The organism is Pseudomonas putida group bacterium ESBL64, from assembly GCF_045277175.1.
Taxonomy (GTDB): Bacteria; Pseudomonadota; Gammaproteobacteria; order Pseudomonadales; family Pseudomonadaceae; genus Aquipseudomonas; species Aquipseudomonas alloputida.
Genome location: NZ_CP145799.1, coordinates 3,955,865 through 3,974,138 on the forward strand (window position 1 = coordinate 3,955,865; position 18,274 = coordinate 3,974,138).

The window sequence follows — 18,274 nt, forward strand, 5'->3', positions numbered from 1 at the left end:
GTTGGCAGGCCCGACCCTTGTGGGCTTAGACAGCCTCGAGCTTGGCATACCCCAGCATCAGCCATTTGCTACCTTCGGCAAAATTCACCTGCACCCGCGCCTGAGCGCCAGAACCCTCGAAGTTGAGGATTACGCCTTCGCCGAATACCGCATGCTGCACACGCTGGCCAAGGTTGAACGCGGTCTGCGGAATGCTGGCATTGGCGAACAGGTTGCTATTGGTGGCCGTCTTGGCCCCGCCGAACGGGCGGCTGACACTGTTGGACAGGCGTACTTCCTGAACCAGGCCGGCCGGAATTTCACGCACGAAACGTGACACCTTGTTATACGTCTCGCTGCCATAAAGGCGGCGTGTTTCGGCGTAGGTCATGACCAGCTGGCGCATGGCGCGGGTGATGCCTACATAGGCCAGGCGTCGTTCCTCTTCCAGGCGGCCGGGTTCTTCCAGGCTCATCTTGTGCGGGAACAAGCCTTCTTCCATGCCCACCAGGAACACATAGGGGAACTCCAGGCCTTTGGCGCTGTGCAGGGTCATCAGCTGGATGCTGTCTTCATGCTCGTCAGCCTGAGTATCGCCAGCTTCGAGTGAGGCGTGGCCAAGGAAGGCCGAGAGCGGAGACAGGTCGGCGTCTTCGTCGGTGGACTCGAAGTTGCGTGCCGCACTGACCAGTTCCTCAAGGTTTTCTACGCGTGCCTGGCCCTTTTCACCTTTTTCTTCCTGGTGATAGGTGATCAGGCCGGACTGTTCGATGGTGGTCTGGGTCATGGTATGCAGCGGCATGTCCACAACCTTGGCGGCCAGCCCCTCGATCAGCTCGATAAAGGCCCCCAGGGCACTGGCGGCGCGGCCCTTCAGGGCCTTGGCGGCGAGCAGCTGGCACATGGCCTCCCACATGGACAGCTGGCTGTGACGGGCGTGCTCGCGGATGGCTTCGACGGTTTTTTCGCCAATACCGCGCGGCGGCACGTTGATCACCCGCTCCAGAGCGGCATCGTTGCCACGCCCTTCGATCAGGCGCAGGTAAGCCATGGCATTCTTGATTTCGGCGCGCTCGAAGAAGCGCTGGCCGCCATAGATGCGGTAGGGGATGCGCTCGCGCAGCAGGGCCTCTTCCAGCACGCGCGACTGGGCGTTGGAGCGGTACAGGATGGCAATCTCGTTGCGCGCATTGCCCTGCTTGACCAGGCTCTCGATGGTTTCCACGACATAGCGCGCTTCGTCGTGCTCGTTGTAGGCCGCGTACAGGGTCAGTGGTTCGCCTTCGCCCATGTCGGTCCACAGTTCCTTGCCCAGGCGCCCGCTGTTGTTGGCGATCAGCGCGTTGGCCGCCTTGAGGATGCCGCCTGTGGAGCGGTAGTTCTGCTCCAGGCGGATCATTTCGGCGTCGGGGAAATCGGCGGTGTACTGGTGGATGTTTTCGATCTTGGCGCCGCGCCAGCCGTAGATCGACTGGTCGTCATCGCCTACCGCCATCAGGCTGTCGCCACCGCGTGCCAGCAGGCGCAACCAGGCGTACTGCACGGCGTTGGTATCCTGGAACTCGTCCACCAGCACGTGGCGGAAGCGTCGTTGATAGTGCTCCAGCAGGCCCGGATGGTCACGCCACAGGTCCAGGGCGCGAAGCAGCAGCTCGGAGAAATCGATGACACCGGCGCGCTCGCACGCCTGCTCGTAGGCCGTATAGACCTCGCGCATGGTCGCCAGGAACAGGTCGCCCCCCGCCTGGATGTGCTGCGGGCGCAGGCCTTCGTCTTTCTGCCCATTGATGAACCACTGGGCCTGGCGTGCCGGCCACTTCTGCTCGTCCAGGCCCAACTCGCGCATGACCCGCTTGATCAGGCGCTGCTGGTCGTCGCTGTCGAGGATCTGGAAGTTCTGCACCAGCCGCGCTTCCTGCCAGTGGGCCCGCAACAGGCGATGGGCCAGGCCGTGGAAGGTGCCGACCCACATGCCTGCCGGGTTGATGCCCAACAGTTGCTCGATCCGCTGGCGCATTTCTGCTGCGGCCTTGTTGGTGAACGTCACCGACAGGATCGAGTGCGGTGATGCCTGCTCGACCTGGATCAGCCAGGCGATGCGGTGTACCAGCACGCGGGTTTTACCGGAACCGGCGCCGGCAAGCACCAGTTGACGCCCGAGCGTGGCCGCTACGGCCTGGCGTTGGGCATCGTTGAGGGAATTCAGCAGGAGAGAGAGGTCGTCTGTGCGCATCGGGCCATTCTAGGGCGATGCCGGGTAAGGGGCAAATATCTACTGTATGAATATTCACCTGGCGGCATCCCGCTCATCGGTCCGGGGCCAGGTCACGGCCTGCGCAAGCTGGCTGAGGCATCGTTAGTCGAAGGCCTTCCCGTTATGGATTTCGCACCTTCGAATTTCATCTGCTGCTGTTTCAGATTAAAGGTCGCGCCATCGCGCAGGTCATTCAGCCATGCCAGTGCCTGCCATGCCTGGCGAGCAGGCTGTTGGCTTGCTCGGGCCCGAAACTGCCAGCCGGGTAGGGGCGGGGCGCCTGGAAGTGCTCTTCACAGCCCTTGATGATTGGATCTACCCAGGCCCAGGCTGCTTCCACTTCATCGCGGCGCATGAACAGCGTCGAATCACCTTCGAGCACATCCAGCAGCAGACGCTCGTAGGCTTCCCAGCGGCGAGTCTGGCTGAACACCTGGGCCAGATTAAGGTCCAGGTCCACGGGTTCCAGGCGCATGCCTTTGCCTGGGCTCTTGGTCATCATGCGAAGGCTGATGCGTTCGTCCGGTTGCAGCTGTATCAGTAACTGGTTGACCTGGCCGCCGCTGAACAGTTCGTGAGGCACTGGCTTGAACTGGATGACGATCTGCGAAGCGCGCCGCGCCATGCGTTTGCCGGTGCGCAGATAGAAAGGCACGCCCGCCCAGCGCCAGTTGTCGATGTGCGCCTCGATGGCAACGAAAGTTTCGGTATCGCTGTCGTTGTCGACGTCCTTTTCAAAGTAGTAGGCCGGCACTTCCTGGCCGCCGATACGCCCGGCACCATACTGGCCACGTACCGTCTTGTCCTGCACATCCTGGCCGGTGATTGGCTTGAGGGCGCGCAGGATTTTCACCTTTTCGTCGCGTACCGCTTCTGCCTCGAACTGCGCGGGTGGCTCCATGGCCACCAGGCACAGCAGTTGCAGCAGGTGGTTCTGCAGCATGTCGCGAATAGCCCCGGCGCGATCGTAGTAGGCACCGCGGTTTTCTACGCCCAGTGTCTCGCAAACGCTGATCTGTACATGGTCGACCTGGTTGTTGCGCCACACCGGCTCCAGCAGGGCATTGGCAAAACGCAGGGCCATCAGGTTCTGCACGGTTTCCTTGCCCAGGTAGTGGTCGATGCGGAACACCTGTCTTTCTTCGAATACCGTGCCAATGGCTTCATTGATGGCAGTGGCGGATTCCAGGGAATGGCCGATCGGTTTTTCCAGCACGATGCGCGCTTCGGTGTCGGCCAGCCCGGCAATGCGCAGGTGGTTGGCAATTGGCACGAACAGGTTGGGGGCGGTGGCCAGGTAGAAGATGCGCGTCAGCCCGCCGGGTTCACCCAGGTAGCGTGCCAGGCGGCCAAAATCGGCGCTCTGTGAAGCATCCATCGGGAAGTAGTCGACCCGCGCGGAAAACCGCTGCCACACCTCTTCGTCGAAGTCGCTGCGGGCAATCTGTGCCCGACAATGGCGTTCGGCGAGCTTGAGATAGTCGATGCGTGGCAGGTTGCGTCTGGCCAGTGCGATGACCCGCACGGCAGGGTTCAGACGGGCCTCGCGAAACAGGTGGTAGAGCGCCGGAAGTAATTTGTGCAGGGCCAGATCACCGGTGCCGCCGAAGACCAGAATGTCGCAAGGAATAGTCAAACCACCACTCTCCACGTTCGTTTAACTGGGCGGGTTGGCGTCCATGTAGTATAACTACAAGAAAGCTACAACCCGGCACGCCGATCATAACCGAGTCCAGCCTGTGAATCTGTTGCAACATATCGCCCAATCGCGCCACCTGCTGCGCAAATCGGAACTGAAAGTGGCCGACCACGTGCTGCTCGACCCGGCTGCCGTCATGCACAGCTCCATGGCCGATTTGGCGCACAGCGTGGGTATCAGTGAGCCGACCATCGTGCGTTTCTGCCGGGCCATAGGCTGCTCGGGCTTCCAGGACCTGAAGCTGAAGCTGGCGCAAAGCCTGGCTGCCGGGGCCAGCTTTGGTCAGTTCGCTATCCACGAAGACGATTCGGTCGCCGACTACAGTCTGAAGATCTTCGACACCACCCTGCACACCCTGATGGAAGTGCGCGAGCACCTTGATCCGCAGGCACTGCAACAAGCCGTGAGCGCCATGGCCCAGGCGCAACGGGTAGAGTTTTATGGCTTTGGCGCGTCCGGTGCCGTTGCGGCCGATGCCCAGCACAAGTTCTTCCGCCTGCTGCTCAGCGCGGCAGCGTATTCCGACCCGCACATGCAAGCGATGTCGGCCGTTACCCTGAAACCGGGTGATGTGGCGGTGTGTATTTCCCAATCGGGCCGTTCCAAGGACCTGCTGATCACTGCCAACCTGGTCCGTGAGAGCGGCGCCAACCTGATTACCCTGTGCCCCAGCCAGACGCCGCTGGCCGAGCTATCGACGGTCAACCTGGCGATCGACGTGCATGAAGACACCGAGATCTACACCCCACTGACTTCGCGTATTGCCCACCTGGTGGTGATCGACGTGCTGGCCATGGGCGTTGCCATGGCGCGCGGGCCTAGCCTGGTCAACCACCTGAAGAGCGTGAAACGCAGCCTGCGCAGCTTGCGTCTGTCGCCCAAGTCGATCAAGGCTACCGACGACTGAATTCAACCTGCACTGGCCTCTTCGCGGGCTTGCCCGCTCCCACAGGTACTGTGCTCCTCTATAAATCGGTGCAATTCCTGTGGGAGCGGGTAAGCCTGCGAAGAGGCCGGTACAGGCAGTGAAAATTCACGATTCTGTCACCATTCCACCGCCAAACGGTAAACCACCCAGGCCAGTCTGAAACTCCCGCATACTATCTGGGAGACAGGCAATGGCTCGTGACTTCGACGGTACGTACCAACCCAACGCCAAGGCTCGCAAGCAGCAGGAAAAAGATCAGCGTCGCATGGAATACCGCCGCGCGATCGAGAGCTATTGCGACCAACGTCAACTGCTCCGCGACCTGGCGGACTACCCCGAGCTGCAAGCACTCACGGTATGGCAGTCGTCGGCGGCAGTTTCCCCGAAAAACGTTCAACAAGCGCGCTGATCAATGCACGTTCACCGCGGATGAATGCAAGAAACGCCAAGGCCACCGGCGACTGCCGCTTGGCCTTGGCCTGCACCACGCACCAGCTACGGTACAGCGGTAGCTCCTCGACCGGTAATTCCTTCAGCATCCCGGTAGCCAGCTCCAGGTTGACTGCGTGACGGGTCAACAGGGCGATCCCCAGCCCGGCGATCACGCATTCGCGCTGGGCGTCGGCCGAGGCTACTTCAAGCGTTTGGGCGAAATGCACACGCTTATCCTTGAAGTACTCTTCGCAAGCCTTGCGTGTTCCCGAACCTTGCTCGCGGACCAGCAGCGTATGAGGCTCCAGGTCCTGCATGCGCAACTGGTCCAGCTTGCACAGCGGGTGCTGTGGCGGCGCAACCGCAACGATCGGGTTGTTGAGGAACGGCAGAAACTCCAGGCCCATGTCTTGCGGCACCATCGACATGATGATCAGGTCGTCGCGGTTATCGGAAAGGCGGCGGATGGCTTGGGCCCGGTTGACTACCGTCAGGGTCAGGTTGACTTCCGGGTGACGCTGCTTGAAGGCGGCGAACAGGTGTGGCACGAAGTACTTGGCACTGGACTCGATCGCCAGTTTCAACTGACCCTGCAGTGAGCCCTGCATGTCCGACAGCTGCATGTCCAGGCTCTCCAGGCGCCCGAAGATATCGTGGCTGGCGCGCTGCAGGGCCTCGGCCGCCTCGGTCAGGTAGAGCTTCTTGCCCACGTACTCGAACAATGGCTGGCCGATCAGCTCTTCAAGCTGACGGATCTGTAGACTAACGGCGGGTTGCGTCAGCGCCATCTCCTCCGCAGCACGGCTGTACGACCGCAAATCGCACACCTCATTGAAGATCTGGAGTTGACGCAATGTCATACGCATCAAGGACTTACGCATTTTAATCAGCTCTTCGGCAACACCTTGTTACCCAACTATAAGCTTTTGCTAATACAGCCTCTAACAAATATTGATTTTTGTTTATCGACCTACAGCGCTAGGGTGAATACGCGACTGGCCAGCATCGTCTGGTCACGCGCCGACCGGTAGAACCGGCTCGACTGTTCCTACGGCTTTGGGAAGACTCCAGTGATAAAAAAAATCCTGATCGCCAACCGAGGTGAAATCGCAGTTCGGATCGTGCGTGCTTGCGCCGAGATGGGCATTCGCTCGGTAGCGATCTTTTCCGACGCCGACCGGCATGCCTTGCACGTCAAGCGCGCTGACGAAGCACACAGCATCGGTGCCGAGCCGCTGGCCGGTTACCTGAACCCGCGCAAGCTGGTGAACCTGGCTGTGGAAACCGGCTGTGATGCCCTGCACCCGGGCTATGGTTTCCTTTCGGAAAACGCTGAACTGGCAGAAATTTGCGCCGAGCGCGGGATCAAGTTCATTGGCCCGGCCGCCGACGTGATTCGCCGTATGGGCGACAAGACCGAAGCGCGCCGCACCATGATCGCCGCCGGTGTGCCGGTAACCCCGGGCACCGAAGGCAACGTTGCCGATATTCATGAAGCCCTGAGCGAAGGTGATCGCATCGGTTATCCGGTGATGCTCAAGGCTACCTCCGGTGGTGGCGGCCGTGGTATTCGCCGTTGCAATAGCCGCGAAGAACTGGAACAGAACTTCCCGCGGGTCATTTCCGAGGCGACCAAGGCATTTGGTTCGGCCGAAGTGTTCCTGGAGAAATGCATCGTCAACCCGAAGCACATCGAGGCGCAAATTCTCGGTGACAGCTTCGGTAACGTAGTGCACCTGTTCGAGCGCGACTGCTCTATCCAGCGTCGTAACCAGAAGCTCATCGAAATTGCCCCGAGCCCACAGCTCACTCCTGAGCAGCGCGCCTACATCGGCGACCTGGCGGTGCGTGCGGCCAAAGCGGTGAATTACGAGAACGCCGGTACCGTGGAGTTCCTGCTCGCCGATGGCGAAGTGTACTTCATGGAAATGAACACCCGGGTGCAGGTGGAACACACCATTACCGAGGAAATCACCGGTATCGACATCGTTCGTGAGCAGATCCGCATCGCCTCGGGGCTGCCACTGTCGGTCAAGCAGGAAGACATTCAGCACCGCGGCTACGCCTTGCAGTTCCGTATCAATGCTGAAGATCCGAAAAACAACTTCCTGCCCAGCTTCGGCAAGATCACCCGTTACTACGCCCCCGGCGGCCCGGGCGTGCGCACCGACACGGCGATCTACACCGGCTATACCATTCCACCGTTCTACGACTCCATGTGCCTGAAACTGGTGGTGTGGGCGTTGACCTGGGAAGAAGCCATGGACCGCGGCCTGCGGGCCCTGGACGACATGCGCGTGCAAGGGGTGAAGACCACCGCCGCGTACTACCAGGAAATCCTGCGCAATCCGGAATTCCGTAGCGGCCAGTTCAATACCAGCTTTGTCGAAAGCCACCCTGAATTGACCAACTACTCGATCAAGCGCAAACCCGAAGAGCTGGCCTTGGCCATCGCCGCCGCCATCGCCGCCCACGCAGGCCTGTGAGGAACCCTATAATGTCCAAGAAAATTCACGTAACCGACACGATCCTGCGCGACGCTCACCAGTCCCTGCTGGCTACCCGCATGCGTACCGAAGACATGCTGCCGATCTGCGACAAGCTCGACAAGGTTGGCTACTGGTCGCTGGAAGTCTGGGGTGGTGCCACCTTCGACGCCTGCGTGCGCTTCCTCAAGGAAGACCCGTGGGAGCGCCTGCGCAAGCTGCGCGCAGCGCTGCCAAACACCCGCTTGCAAATGCTGCTGCGCGGCCAGAACCTGTTGGGCTACCGCCACTACAGCGACGACGTGGTCAAGGCCTTCGTCGCCAAGGCGGCGGTCAACGGCATCGATGTGTTCCGCATTTTCGACGCCATGAACGACGTGCGTAACCTGCGCGTGGCCATCGAAGCGGTCAAGGCCGCCGGTAAGCACGCCCAGGGCACTATCGCTTACACCACCAGCCCGGTACACACCATCGAAGCCTTCGTGAACCAGGCCAAGCAGATGGAAGCCATGGGTTGCGACTCGGTGGCGATCAAGGACATGGCTGGCCTGTTGACCCCGTTCGCCACTGGCGAGCTGGTCAAGGCGCTGAAGGCTGAACAGTCGCTGCCGGTGTTCATCCACTCTCACGATACCGCCGGCCTGGCTGCCATGTGCCAGCTCAAAGCTGTGGAAAATGGCGCGGACCACATCGATACCGCCATCTCCAGCTTCGCCTGGGGCACCAGCCATCCGGGTACCGAGTCGATGGTTGCTGCGCTCAAGGGCAGCGAGTTCGACACCGGCCTGGACCTAGAGCTTCTGCAGGAGATCGGCTTGTACTTCTACGCCGTGCGCAAGAAGTACCACCAGTTCGAAAGCGAGTTCACCGCGGTGGACACCCGGGTGCAGGTGAACCAGGTACCGGGCGGCATGATTTCCAACCTGGCCAACCAGCTCAAGGAGCAGGGCGCCCTCAACCGCATGAACGAAGTGCTGGCCGAAATCCCGCGTGTGCGTGAAGACCTCGGCTTCCCGCCGCTGGTCACCCCGACCTCGCAGATCGTCGGCACCCAGGCCTTCTTCAACGTGCTGGCGGGTGAGCGCTACAAGACCATCACCAATGAGGTGAAGCTGTACCTGCAAGGTGGCTATGGCAAGGCCCCGGGTGTGGTCAACGAGCAACTGCGTCGCCAGGCTATCGGCAGCGAAGAAGTGATCGATGTGCGCCCGGCTGACCTGCTGAAGCCGGAAATGGCCAAGTTGCGTAGCGACATCGGTGCCCTGGCCCGTTGCGAAGAAGACGTGCTGACCTTTGCCATGTTCCCGGACATTGGCCGCAAGTTCCTCGAAGAACGCGAAGCTGGCACCTTGACGCCTGAAGTTCTGCTGCCGATTCCGGAAGCCGGTGCCGTGGCTGCCCCAGGCGGTGAAGGCGTGCCGACCGAGTTCGTCATCGACGTACACGGCGAAACCTACCGCGTCGACATCACCGGTGTGGGCGTTAAGGCCGAAGGCAAGCGTCACTTCTATCTGTCGATCGACGGCATGCCGGAGGAAGTGGTATTCGAGCCACTCAACGAGTTCGTCAGCGGTGGCGGCAGCAAGCGCAAGCAAGCGACCGACCCTGGCCACGTGAGCACCACCATGCCAGGGAACATCGTTGATGTGCTGGTCAAGGAAGGTGACATGGTCAAGGCCGGCCAGGCGGTCCTGATCACCGAAGCCATGAAGATGGAAACTGAAGTGCAGGCGGCCATCGCCGGTAAGGTCGTGGCCATCCATGTGGCCAAGGGTGATCGCGTGACGCCGGGTGAGATCCTCATCGAGATCGAGGGCTGATTTAAGCCCTCATCTACAAGTGGTTAACCTCTGGGGAGCGGATGCTCCCCTTTTTTTGTGCCGGACTCACCCGCACCTCACAACGCGCATCCCTTGTAGGAGAGCTGATTCAGCACACCGCTCAACCTCTGCGGCACACCTCAAGGCTTTCCACCTGGCCACCCGGCTGCTGGTTCTCTTCACTCAACCACCGCTCAAACCCGGCAGCCACCGCCGGCCATTCATCATCGGTAATCGAATACCACGCCGTATCGCGGTTATGGTCTTTCACCACCAAGTGCTTGCGGAACACCCCTTCGTAGACGAAGCCGAATCGCTCTGCCGCACGTTTGGAGCGGGCGTTGGCGTTATTGCACTTCCACTCCAGCCGTCGATTACCCAGCGCGAAGCCCAGCTTGCCCAGCAGATACACCGCCTCGGTACCCTTGGGCGTACGCTGCATGGCGGCGCCGAAGGCAATGTGGCCGATCTCGATCCGGCCGTGTTCAGGCACGATCGACATCAGGCTGAGGATGCCTTGGGCCTGGCCACTGGCGCGGTCGATGACGGTGTAGAAAAGCGGGTCGCGGCCAGCAGCGTTGCCTTCCAGCCAGCGGTCGAAGGCGACGCGTTCGGCGAACGGGCCGTAGGGCAGGTAGTCCCACAGCACCGGATCGGAGGCCGGCCCCTGCAGTGCCTCCCAGAGGTCTTCGCCATGGCGACCTGGATCGAGCTTCTCCAGGCGGATGAAGCGGCCTTCAATGGGCTCGGCCTGGGGGGTTGCGGCGGGTTTCCAGTTCAATGCGTCTGTCATGTGCGGCCTACAAGCCTTTGCGGAATTGGATGAAGCCCGAGCGCTCGGCAACCTGCTGGTACAGGCTGATGGCGGTGGCGTTGGTTTCGTGGGTCAGCCAGTGCACCTTGATGCAGTTGTCGGCCTTGGCAGTGGTGTAGACGTGCTCGATCAACTGTCGACCAATGCCCAGGCCACGTTGCGTGCTGTCCACATACAGGTCCTGCAGGTAGCAGGAGTTCTCGATACTCCAGTTGGAACGATGGTAGATGAAGTTGACCATCCCCACCGCCTTGCCGTCGACCCAGGCCAGTGCTGAATGGGTTGGCTCGCTGGGGTCGAGCAGGCGTTGCCAGGTGCTCAGGCTGACGGCATCGGCCAACTCGGTCTCGTAGAAGTGCAAGTAGGCCTGCCACAGGGCGTGCCAGGCCGCGTGATCTTGGGCAGTGACAGGGCGCAGGGTAAGGTTGGGCATGGGCTATTCCTTCAGAGTTGGCGCATGTGCGCCGCGAGTTGATTGTCCCGTTGATCGGGGCTGGCGCTCAGGCCCTCGCGCACGCCATCGATGTCGTGCCCGGAGCGGTTCTGGCTGAGCTTGCGCGCACCTTGCAGGCGCGCGATGGGCAGACGGATACCAACGATGGCGCGGAGCATGCCCTCGATGTAGTCGGCAGGGGCATCGGTGACTTTCCAGGGTTCGCTGCGACCCTGTTCGTGGCGGTCGGTCAGGCGGCTTACGATAGCCAGTAGCGGCTCGGCCTCATGGATAACTTCGGCCGGGCCATAAGCGTGCACCGCCAGGTAGTTCCAGGTCGGCACCACCTTTGGGTTTTCGGCCTTGCTTGGGTAAAAACCGGGGCTGACATAGGCATCGGCGCCGGGGAATACCAACAGTGCTTCGCCGCCGTGTTGAAGGTCTTGCCATTGGCGGTTGGCCCGGGCCAGGTGGGCATACACAGTGCCGAAATCGCCCTCGGCGGTATCGACCAGCACCGGTAGGTGCGTGGCCAGAAGGCCCTGTTCGCCCTGGCTGACCAGAACGGCCAGGCGGGTGTCTAGCATGTGCTGGTGTAAGCGGGTGAGGTCGTGTTCCTGGTGCGGCTTACTGTTGTACATGGCGGGATCCTTGTCGAATGGTTCCATCCTAGGCAGGCTATTGGTTCTGGGTAAGATCCATTAATGCCTGTTTTCATAGGTCCAATATCATGCGCGAGTCGCCCCTCATCTTGCCTTTCGACCCTGCCGGGATCGCCCTGGATCGCAGTCGCGGGCTTAGCCAGCAGCTGTATCAGGTGTTGCGAGCGCGGGTACTGGATGGACGCCTGAGCAGTGGTACTCGCCTGCCGGCTACGCGCGACCTGGCTGCCATGTTGGCGCTTTCACGCAACAGCGTGGTGCGCGCCTACGATCAACTGTATGCCGAGGGCTTCATCGAAAGCCGGGTCGGTGATGGCACCTACGTTAGCCGGCTGCCGAAACTGTCCACACAAGTATCCACAGGGTTATCCCTGGGCTTATCAACAGGTTTATCCACATTTCGTGAAGAAAATACTGAGGATTTATCCAGCGTAAGGCTTTTAGGCGCACCTCTGCAGCGCCTGAAAAATAACCATTTGCCATCGCCCAGAAGCGGTGCGCCGCGTGCTTTTCGCGTTGGCATTCCGGCGTTCGACCTGTTCCCGTTTGACGTCTGGGCCAAGCTACAGGCGGGTTTCTGGCGCAACCCGTCCCCTGCGCAACTGGGTTATGGTGACCCCGCTGGCGAGCCGGCTTTGCGCGATCTGATAGCGGCCTATCTACGCCGCTCGCGGGGGCTGAGCTGTACGGCTGAACAAATTGTGATCACAAGCGGTGCGCAGCAGGCCATCAGCCTTTGTGCACAGTTGCTGCTGCAACCGGGCGACGGTGTGGCTGTGGAAAACCCAGGCTATCGGGCGGCCGCTCATGCCTTCACGCTTGCGGGCGGCCGGGTGTGTGGCGTGCCTGTGGATGAGGACGGGCTGGACTGCGGCCGCCTGGAACATTTGACCGATTGCCGACTGACCTATGTCACGCCTGCGCACCAATACCCGACCGGGGTGACCATGAGCCTTGCACGTCGCCTGGCATTGCTGGCCTGGGCTGAACGCAGTGACGGCTGGATCATCGAGGACGACTACGACGGCGAGTATCGCTACAGCGGTGCGCCGCTGGCCCCGCTGGCAGCGCTCGACCGGCACGGGCGGGTGCTGTATGTCGGCACCTTCGGCAAGATCGCCTTCCCGGCGTTGCGTCTAGGCTACCTGGTGCTTCCGTCGAAGCTGGTGCAGGCTTTCAGCCAAGGCAAAGCGTTGGCGGTGCGGCATTCGGAGGTCAGCAGCCAGTGCGTGATGGCCGAGTTCATGGCCCGTGGCCATTTTCAGCGGCATATCCGCCGTATGCGCAAGGCGGCATTGAAGCGGCGCGATGTGCTCAAGGCCGGTTGGCCTGTGGATATTCCGGGGTTGGGCGCAATGCCGGAAGTGGCGGCTGGGCTGCATGTGAAGGTCGATGTGGATAACTTTGCTCGGGAGCAGGAGTTGGTGGCCAAGGCTGAGGCGGTGGGGGTGGAAGTGACACCACTGAGCAATTTCTGGTTGGCGGACTGCGAGGTGCCTGTGGATAAGCGGGCAGGGCTGGTGCTGGGCTTTGCGGCAGTGCCGGAGGGCGAGATTGCCGAGGCCTTGATGAAACTACGCAAAGTCTGGAAAAAATGAGTGGGGCTGCAAAGCAGCCCCCGGTTCAACATCAGGTACCGGACTTTATCCGCGTCCAGGCGCGGGTCCTGGCTCGTTCGGCATCTCGCGTCAAAGGCTTGAGGGTATACAGCTTGGCCATCGCCTCTGCTGTCGGATACAGGTTGGGGTTGTTGCGAATCGTCGGATTCACCTTGTCGGTCGCATCCTTGTTCGGGTTCGGATACCCCACGAAGTCGCTGATCGGCGCAATCACCTCTGGCCGCAGCAGGTAATTGATGAACGTATGCGCATCCTCCGGGTTTGCTGCGCCCTTTGGAATCGCCAGCATGTCGAACCAGATCGGCGCGCCTTCCTTGGGCAGGCGCATGTCCACCACCACGCCGTTGTTCGCCTCACGGGCGCGGTTGGCTGCCTGCGAGAAGCTGCCGCTGTAGCCCACTGCCACACAGATGTCGCCATTGGCGATGTCTGCCATGTACTTCGAGGAGTGGAAGTAGGTGATATGCGGACGAATCTTCAGCATCAGCTCCTCGGCCTTCTTGTAGTCAGCCGGTTTGTCGCTGTTCGGCGGCAAGCCCAAGTACTGCAGGGCCAGCGGTAGAATCTCCGACGGCGAGTCGAGCAGGGCCACGCCGCACTGCTTGAGCTTGGCGATGTTCTCTTCCTTGAAGATCAGGTCCCAGCTGTCCACCGGCGCGTTGTCGCCGAGTGCAGCCTTGACCTTGGCCGGGTTGAAGCCGATCAGCACGGTGCCGTACATATACGGCACGGCAAACTTGTTGCCCGGGTCGTTAGCCTCGATCAGCTTCATCAGTGCCGGGTCCAGGTGTTGCCAGTTCGGCAGCTTGCTGCGATCCAGCGGCTGGAACACCCCCGCTTCGATCTGCTTGGCGAGGAACACGTTGGACGGTACTACCACGTCATAGCCGGAGTTGCCGGTTAGCAGCTTGGCTTCCAGCGCCTCATTGGTGTCGAAGATGTCGTACACCAGCTTCACGCCGCTGTCCTTCTGGAAGGCAGTCAAGGTCTGCGGGGTGATGTAATCGAACCAGTTATATACACGCAGGGTTCGCTGCTCGGCTTGCGCATGCAGGGCGCCCGCGAACAGGGTGGCAGCGATGAACGGGGCGAGCAGACGTTTGAGTCGGACCATTATCGGGCTCCTGGCTGGGCGCGCTGGAAGCCTTCCAGCACATTGACCGCGTTAATGCCGATTTCCTCCACAGCGTAGCCGCCTTCCATCACGAACAGGGTCGGCTTGCCGAGTTGGCCGATGCGCTTGCCCATTTCCAGGTAGTCCGGGCTGTCCAGCTTGAACTGCGAGATGGGGTCGTCCTTGAAGGTGTCCACACCCAGTGAGATGACCAGCACGTCGGCGTCATAGCTGGCGATGCGCTTGCAGGCATCCTCCAGGGCTGCGCTCCAGGCGGCCCAGTCGCTACCGGCCGGCAAGGGGTAGTTGATGTTGTAGCCCTGGCCTGCGCCTTCGCCGGTTTCATCGGCATAGCCGAGGAAGAACGGGAATTCGTCCTGCGGGTCGCCGTGGATCGAGGCGAAGAACACGTCGTCGCGGCTGTAGAAGATGTCCTGGGTACCGTTGCCGTGGTGGTAGTCGACGTCAAGAATGGCGACCTTGCGTCGGCCTTGGTCGAGGAAGGCCTGGGCAGCGATGGCGGCGTTATTCAGATAGCAGTAGCCGCCCATCACTTCGCCGGCAGCGTGGTGCCCTGGCGGACGGCACAGGGCGAACGCCGCATGGGCGCCTTGCTGAATCGCTGCCTGGGCGGTCAGGGCAACTTGTGCAGCACTATAGGCCGCCTGCCAGGTACCCGCGGTGATGGGGGCGCCGGCATCGAAGCTGTAGTAACCCAGTTCGCCATGCAGGCCGGTCGGCTTGACCTGGCGCAGTGTGCGGGCTGGCCAGGTGAAGGGCAGCAGGTCACCCTCTTGGCCCAGTGCAGCCCAGCGCGCCCAGGCGCCTTCGAAGAAATCCAGGTAATCGGCGCTGTGGACGCGCAACAGCGGCGCACGGCCGAAGTCGGTCGGGCCCTGGATTTCGCCGAGGTTGCGTTTCTTCACTTGGTCGAGCACATGGTCGGCGCGCGAAGGCATTTCGAAACAGGGCATCAGCTTGCCATCGATCAGCTCGCAGCGGCCGTGGTGCAGGCGGTGGTCATCGGAATAGATCGTCAGCATTGTTGTTCTCCGGTGGGACTGGCGTGGGTCCATTGTCATGGGCTGATCAGCAGGGGAGAACGACGCAAACGGCCAAAAGGGGATCGATATGGCCAAGGTCTTTGGCCAGATGGGTGGTGACCTATCCCAGCCTCGTCGCGGGTAAGGCAGCGGCGGCAACGGTGAACGGCCTTTGGACATTGGCCGGCAGGCCCGGCCCTTTCGCGGGTGAACCCGCTCCTACAATGGCCACCAGGGCGTCAGGGGTTGTGACGCCCCTGTAGGAGCGGGTTTACCCGCGAAGAGGCCAGAACAGGTCAACCACGAAAATGGCTGGGCGCCACGCCACTCCAGCGCTGGAAGGCATGCCGAAAACTGGCCGTCTCACTGAACCCCAAAGTCTCCGCAATCCGGTAGATCGGCATCTGCTCATCGGCCAGCAACTGCTTGGCCCGCTCGAACCTCAGCTCGTCCAGCAGCTGTTGATAACTGCTGCCCAGCGCCTGCAAATGCCGGCGGAGGGTGCGCGACGAGCAGTTCATCTGCCGCGCAAGCCCTTCCAGCCCGGGTGCTGCGTCCAGTTGCTGCGCCAGCAGCTGGCGAATCCGCCCCAGCCATGCCTGGCGACCGGTGAATTCAAGGTTCAGGCGCCGGCAGCGCTCGCTCATGGCTTTGTGAGTAATCGGGTCGGCCAGCGGCAGCGGCATATCCAGCCATCGCCGTTCGAAGGCAAAGGCATTGTCCTCGGCGGCGAAACCGATCGGGCATTGAAACGCTTCGGCATAGAGCGCGTGGTAACCAGGGCGAGGGTGTTCGAAGCGTGCGCCAAGCAGCGGCAACGGCCGGCCAAGCAGGTCGTCACAGATGACTTTCAGCGACACCAGGCAGAACTCGGCGTTGAAAGCGCTCAGCGCCGGGCTGTCCTGGTAATCGCTGGCGCTGAACCAGACACGTTGGCCGTCGTCGAGCAAGCGCAGCTTGAAGACTGTTCCCAGCAGTGCCGGATACTGCAGCGCCAGGCGTAAGGCGTCACCCAAAGTGGCACTGGAGAGCAGCGCGTAACCGAGCATGCCGTAGCACGACACACGCATGCGCTGGCCCAGTTCCAGGCCAATGTCCTCGCGCCGGGCCACAGCATTGGCGCAAACCTGCAGCTCCTGCTGGGTGGTGATGCGCGCATCGGCATGCCCCAGGTCTGCCGGGCCAATGCCGCTGCCGGCCAGCAACGCCGACGCCTCGCAACCGTCTGCCTGGAAGACGTTGAGGATCAGCGAAACTGCGTTGAGGGTGGTCAGGTGGCTGTGCAGCATGCTGGGTAATCCCGTTGGGCTGGGACGCATTATGGAGCAAGTTGTGTGCCGATATCCGGGGCTGCAGGCAAACCACATACCCTGCCGGCGCGGCCGGGTGTCGCGAAGGCCTGCATAGCGGCCTCCAAAACCTTCAGGCAAAAAAAAGGCCCGAAGCAAGCGCTCGGGCCTTGGAAAGGTTGAGAGGTGTCTAGTCCCTCGACCTGGTGAGACTGTTTACAGCGGCCTGATTACGCTTTCAGCGGAACCAGACGTGGAGCGATCATGTTTTCCGGACGCAGGATGTCGTCGAGCATCGCGTCGTCCAGCAGCTTCTCTTCGCGCACCAGTTCCAGTACGCCGCGGCCGCTTTCCAGGGCAACGCGGGCGATACGGGTGGCGTTCTCGTAGCCGATGTACGGGTTCAGTGCGGTAACCAGGCCGATCGAGTGCTCGACCAGTTCACGGCAGCGCTGTTCGTTGGCGGTGATGCCGACGATGCAGTGCTCGCGCAGCATGTCCATGGCGCGTTGCAGCAGGCGGATCGAGTCGAAGATCTTGTAGGCGATCAGCGGCTCCATCACGTTCAGCTGCAGCTGACCACCTTCGGCGGCGACGGTCAGGGCCAGGTCGTTGCCCATGATGGCGAAGGCCACCTGGTTCACAGCTTCTGGAATAACCGGGTTGACCTTGCCTGGCATGATCGAGCTGCCTGGCTGACGCGCTGGCAGGTTGATCTCGTTGATGCCGGTACGCGGGCCGCTGGACAGCAGGCGCAGGTCGTTGCAGATCTTCGACAGCTTGACCGCGGTGCGCTTGAGCATGCCGGAGAACAGCACGAAGGCGCCCATGTCGGAGGTGGCTTCGATCAGGTCGGCAGCGGGTACCAGCGGATGGCCGCTGATGGTGGCCAGGCGCTGTACGGCCAAGGCCTGGTAGCCAGGGTCGGCGTTGATGCCAGTACCGATGGCGGTGCCGCCCAGGTTGATTTCGGTCAGCAGTTCCGGAGCCAGCGAGCGCAGGCGCTGCAGGTCTTCAGTCATGGTGGTGGCGAAGGCGCGGAATTCCTGGCCCAGGGTCATCGGGACGGCGTCCTGCAGCTGGGTACGGCCCATCTTCAGTACGTGGTCGAATTCTTTACCCTTGGCAGCGAAGGCCTGGATCAGGCTATCAAGGCTGGCCAGCAGCGCGTCGTGACCCAGCAACAGGCCCAGGCGGATTGCGGTCGGGTAGGCGTCGTTGGTCGACTGCGCCATGTTCACGTCGTTGTTAGGGTGCAGGTACTTGTACTCACCCTTCTGGTGGCCCATGGCCTCCAGCGCAACGTTGGCAATGACTTCGTTGGCGTTCATGTTGGTAGAAGTACCAGCGCCGCCCTGGATCATGTCAACCACGAACTGGTCGTGGAAATCGCCTTTGATCAGGCGGGCGCAGGCTGCGGAAATGGCAGCGTGCTTGGCATCGCTCAGGTGACCCAGCTCACGGTTGGCGTCGGCAGCGGCCTGCTTGACCATGGCCAGGGCCACGACCAGCTTCGGGTAGTGCGACAGCGGAACACCGGAGAGGTGGAAGTTGTTGGCAGCGCGCAGGGTCTGGATGCCGTAGTAGGCATCTGCAGGAACTTCAAGGGTACCCAACAAGTCTTTTTCGACGCGGAACGATGCAGCAGAGGACATGATGTATATCATCTCGATTTTGACCCGGCACATGCCGGAATGGCGCC

At 61.5% G+C, this 18,274-nt stretch carries 15 protein-coding genes; 5 read left to right on the plus strand and 10 right to left on the minus strand.

Features of this window, described 5'->3' with window-relative positions; translation table 11 throughout:
* Positions 1-25: 25 nt before the first annotated feature.
* Positions 26-2,212 carry a DNA helicase II gene (gene uvrD, locus V6093_RS18025; protein ID WP_004575197.1) on the minus strand — a complete coding sequence of 729 codons (2,187 nt, stop codon included), beginning with the start codon at positions 2,210-2,212 and terminating at the stop codon, positions 26-28.
* A 214-nt stretch (positions 2,213-2,426) separates the two neighbouring features.
* Positions 2,427-3,869, minus strand: coding sequence for a glucose-6-phosphate dehydrogenase (zwf, locus tag V6093_RS18030; protein WP_003253271.1), 1,443 nt, complete (start codon positions 3,867-3,869; stop codon positions 2,427-2,429).
* Between the two features lie 103 nt (positions 3,870-3,972).
* Between zwf and hexR the strand changes: the two genes are divergently transcribed.
* A complete protein-coding gene (gene hexR / locus V6093_RS18035; protein WP_003253273.1) occupies positions 3,973-4,839 on the plus strand; it encodes a transcriptional regulator HexR in 867 nt (288 codons plus the stop codon).
* A 211-nt stretch (positions 4,840-5,050) separates the two neighbouring features.
* The gene (locus V6093_RS18040) at positions 5,051-5,269 is read left to right on the plus strand and encodes a PA3496 family putative envelope integrity protein (protein WP_003253275.1); all 219 of its coding nucleotides are present in this window, start codon (positions 5,051-5,053) and stop codon (positions 5,267-5,269) included.
* Here V6093_RS18040 and V6093_RS18045 read toward each other — a convergent pair.
* Entirely contained in the window at positions 5,211-6,173 is a 963-nt protein-coding gene (locus V6093_RS18045; RefSeq protein WP_003253277.1) for a LysR family transcriptional regulator, read from the minus strand. The two genes, V6093_RS18040 and V6093_RS18045, sit on opposite strands and share 59 nt — an antisense overlap.
* Positions 6,174-6,362: 189 nt before the next feature.
* Here V6093_RS18045 and V6093_RS18050 point away from each other — a divergent pair, with 189 nt between their 5' ends.
* Together V6093_RS18050 and oadA are read left to right on the plus strand one after the other, a co-directional pair.
* Positions 6,363-7,778, plus strand: coding sequence for an acetyl-CoA carboxylase biotin carboxylase subunit (locus V6093_RS18050; RefSeq protein ID WP_003253279.1), 1,416 nt, complete (start codon positions 6,363-6,365; stop codon positions 7,776-7,778).
* An 11-nt stretch (positions 7,779-7,789) separates the two neighbouring features.
* Complete coding sequence (gene oadA / locus V6093_RS18055) at positions 7,790-9,598, plus strand: sodium-extruding oxaloacetate decarboxylase subunit alpha (protein WP_003253282.1); 1,809 nt, start codon at positions 7,790-7,792, stop codon at positions 9,596-9,598.
* 121 nt (positions 9,599-9,719) lie between these two features.
* Here the strand turns inward: oadA and V6093_RS18060 are convergent, their stop codons facing one another.
* From V6093_RS18060 to V6093_RS18070, 3 genes are read right to left on the minus strand one after another with little or no spacing between them, the layout of a single operon-like run.
* Positions 9,720-10,391 carry a GNAT family N-acetyltransferase gene (locus tag V6093_RS18060; protein WP_108078757.1) on the minus strand — a complete coding sequence of 224 codons (672 nt, stop codon included), beginning with the start codon at positions 10,389-10,391 and terminating at the stop codon, positions 9,720-9,722.
* A 7-nt stretch (positions 10,392-10,398) separates the two neighbouring features.
* Positions 10,399-10,845, minus strand: a complete 447-nt coding sequence (locus V6093_RS18065) for a GNAT family N-acetyltransferase (RefSeq protein ID WP_003253286.1) — start codon at positions 10,843-10,845, stop codon at positions 10,399-10,401.
* Between the two features lie 11 nt (positions 10,846-10,856).
* Positions 10,857-11,486, minus strand: a complete 630-nt coding sequence (locus tag V6093_RS18070) for an FMN-binding negative transcriptional regulator (protein ID WP_003253288.1) — start codon at positions 11,484-11,486, stop codon at positions 10,857-10,859.
* 89 nt (positions 11,487-11,575) lie between these two features.
* On the opposite strand from V6093_RS18070, the gene V6093_RS18075 reads away from it, so the two are divergent.
* Positions 11,576-13,105 carry a PLP-dependent aminotransferase family protein gene (locus V6093_RS18075; RefSeq protein WP_108078756.1) on the plus strand — a complete coding sequence of 510 codons (1,530 nt, stop codon included), beginning with the start codon at positions 11,576-11,578 and terminating at the stop codon, positions 13,103-13,105.
* Between the two features lie 31 nt (positions 13,106-13,136).
* Here the strand turns inward: V6093_RS18075 and V6093_RS18080 are convergent, their stop codons facing one another.
* From V6093_RS18080 to aspA, 4 genes are all read right to left on the minus strand, one after another.
* On the minus strand, positions 13,137-14,240 hold the full coding sequence (locus V6093_RS18080) for a polyamine ABC transporter substrate-binding protein (protein ID WP_003253292.1): 1,104 nt from the start codon (positions 14,238-14,240) through the stop codon (positions 13,137-13,139).
* Positions 14,240-15,283 (minus strand): histone deacetylase family protein, encoded by a 1,044-nt coding sequence (locus V6093_RS18085; RefSeq protein ID WP_047603730.1) that lies wholly within the window; start codon positions 15,281-15,283, stop codon positions 14,240-14,242. The genes V6093_RS18080 and V6093_RS18085 overlap by 1 nt, the downstream gene beginning before the upstream one ends.
* Positions 15,284-15,579: 296 nt before the next feature.
* Positions 15,580-16,572, minus strand: coding sequence for an AraC family transcriptional regulator (locus V6093_RS18090; RefSeq protein ID WP_003253295.1), 993 nt, complete (start codon positions 16,570-16,572; stop codon positions 15,580-15,582).
* A 230-nt stretch (positions 16,573-16,802) separates the two neighbouring features.
* Positions 16,803-18,227 carry an aspartate ammonia-lyase gene (gene aspA / locus V6093_RS18095; RefSeq protein ID WP_003253297.1) on the minus strand — a complete coding sequence of 475 codons (1,425 nt, stop codon included), beginning with the start codon at positions 18,225-18,227 and terminating at the stop codon, positions 16,803-16,805.
* Positions 18,228-18,274 lie beyond the last annotated feature (47 nt).

Bases quoted from the DNA above. Each gene is read 5' to 3' on its own strand.
- uvrD (WP_004575197.1), bottom strand. From the start codon at position 2,212: ATGCGCACAGACGACCTCTCTCTCCTGCTGAATTCCCTCAACGATGCC.
- V6093_RS18040 (WP_003253275.1), top strand. From the start codon at position 5,051: ATGGCTCGTGACTTCGACGGTACGTACCAACCCAACGCCAAGGCTCGC.
- V6093_RS18045 (WP_003253277.1), bottom strand. From the start codon at position 6,173: ATGCGTAAGTCCTTGATGCGTATGACATTGCGTCAACTCCAGATCTTC.
- oadA (WP_003253282.1), top strand. From the start codon at position 7,790: ATGTCCAAGAAAATTCACGTAACCGACACGATCCTGCGCGACGCTCAC.
- V6093_RS18060 (WP_108078757.1), bottom strand. From the start codon at position 10,391: ATGACAGACGCATTGAACTGGAAACCCGCCGCAACCCCCCAGGCCGAG.
- V6093_RS18065 (WP_003253286.1), bottom strand. From the start codon at position 10,845: ATGCCCAACCTTACCCTGCGCCCTGTCACTGCCCAAGATCACGCGGCC.
- V6093_RS18070 (WP_003253288.1), bottom strand. From the start codon at position 11,486: ATGTACAACAGTAAGCCGCACCAGGAACACGACCTCACCCGCTTACAC.
- V6093_RS18075 (WP_108078756.1), top strand. From the start codon at position 11,576: ATGCGCGAGTCGCCCCTCATCTTGCCTTTCGACCCTGCCGGGATCGCC.
- V6093_RS18080 (WP_003253292.1), bottom strand. From the start codon at position 14,240: ATGGTCCGACTCAAACGTCTGCTCGCCCCGTTCATCGCTGCCACCCTG.
- V6093_RS18085 (WP_047603730.1), bottom strand. From the start codon at position 15,283: ATGCTGACGATCTATTCCGATGACCACCGCCTGCACCACGGCCGCTGC.
- V6093_RS18090 (WP_003253295.1), bottom strand. From the start codon at position 16,572: ATGCTGCACAGCCACCTGACCACCCTCAACGCAGTTTCGCTGATCCTC.
- aspA (WP_003253297.1), bottom strand. From the start codon at position 18,227: ATGTCCTCTGCTGCATCGTTCCGCGTCGAAAAAGACTTGTTGGGTACC.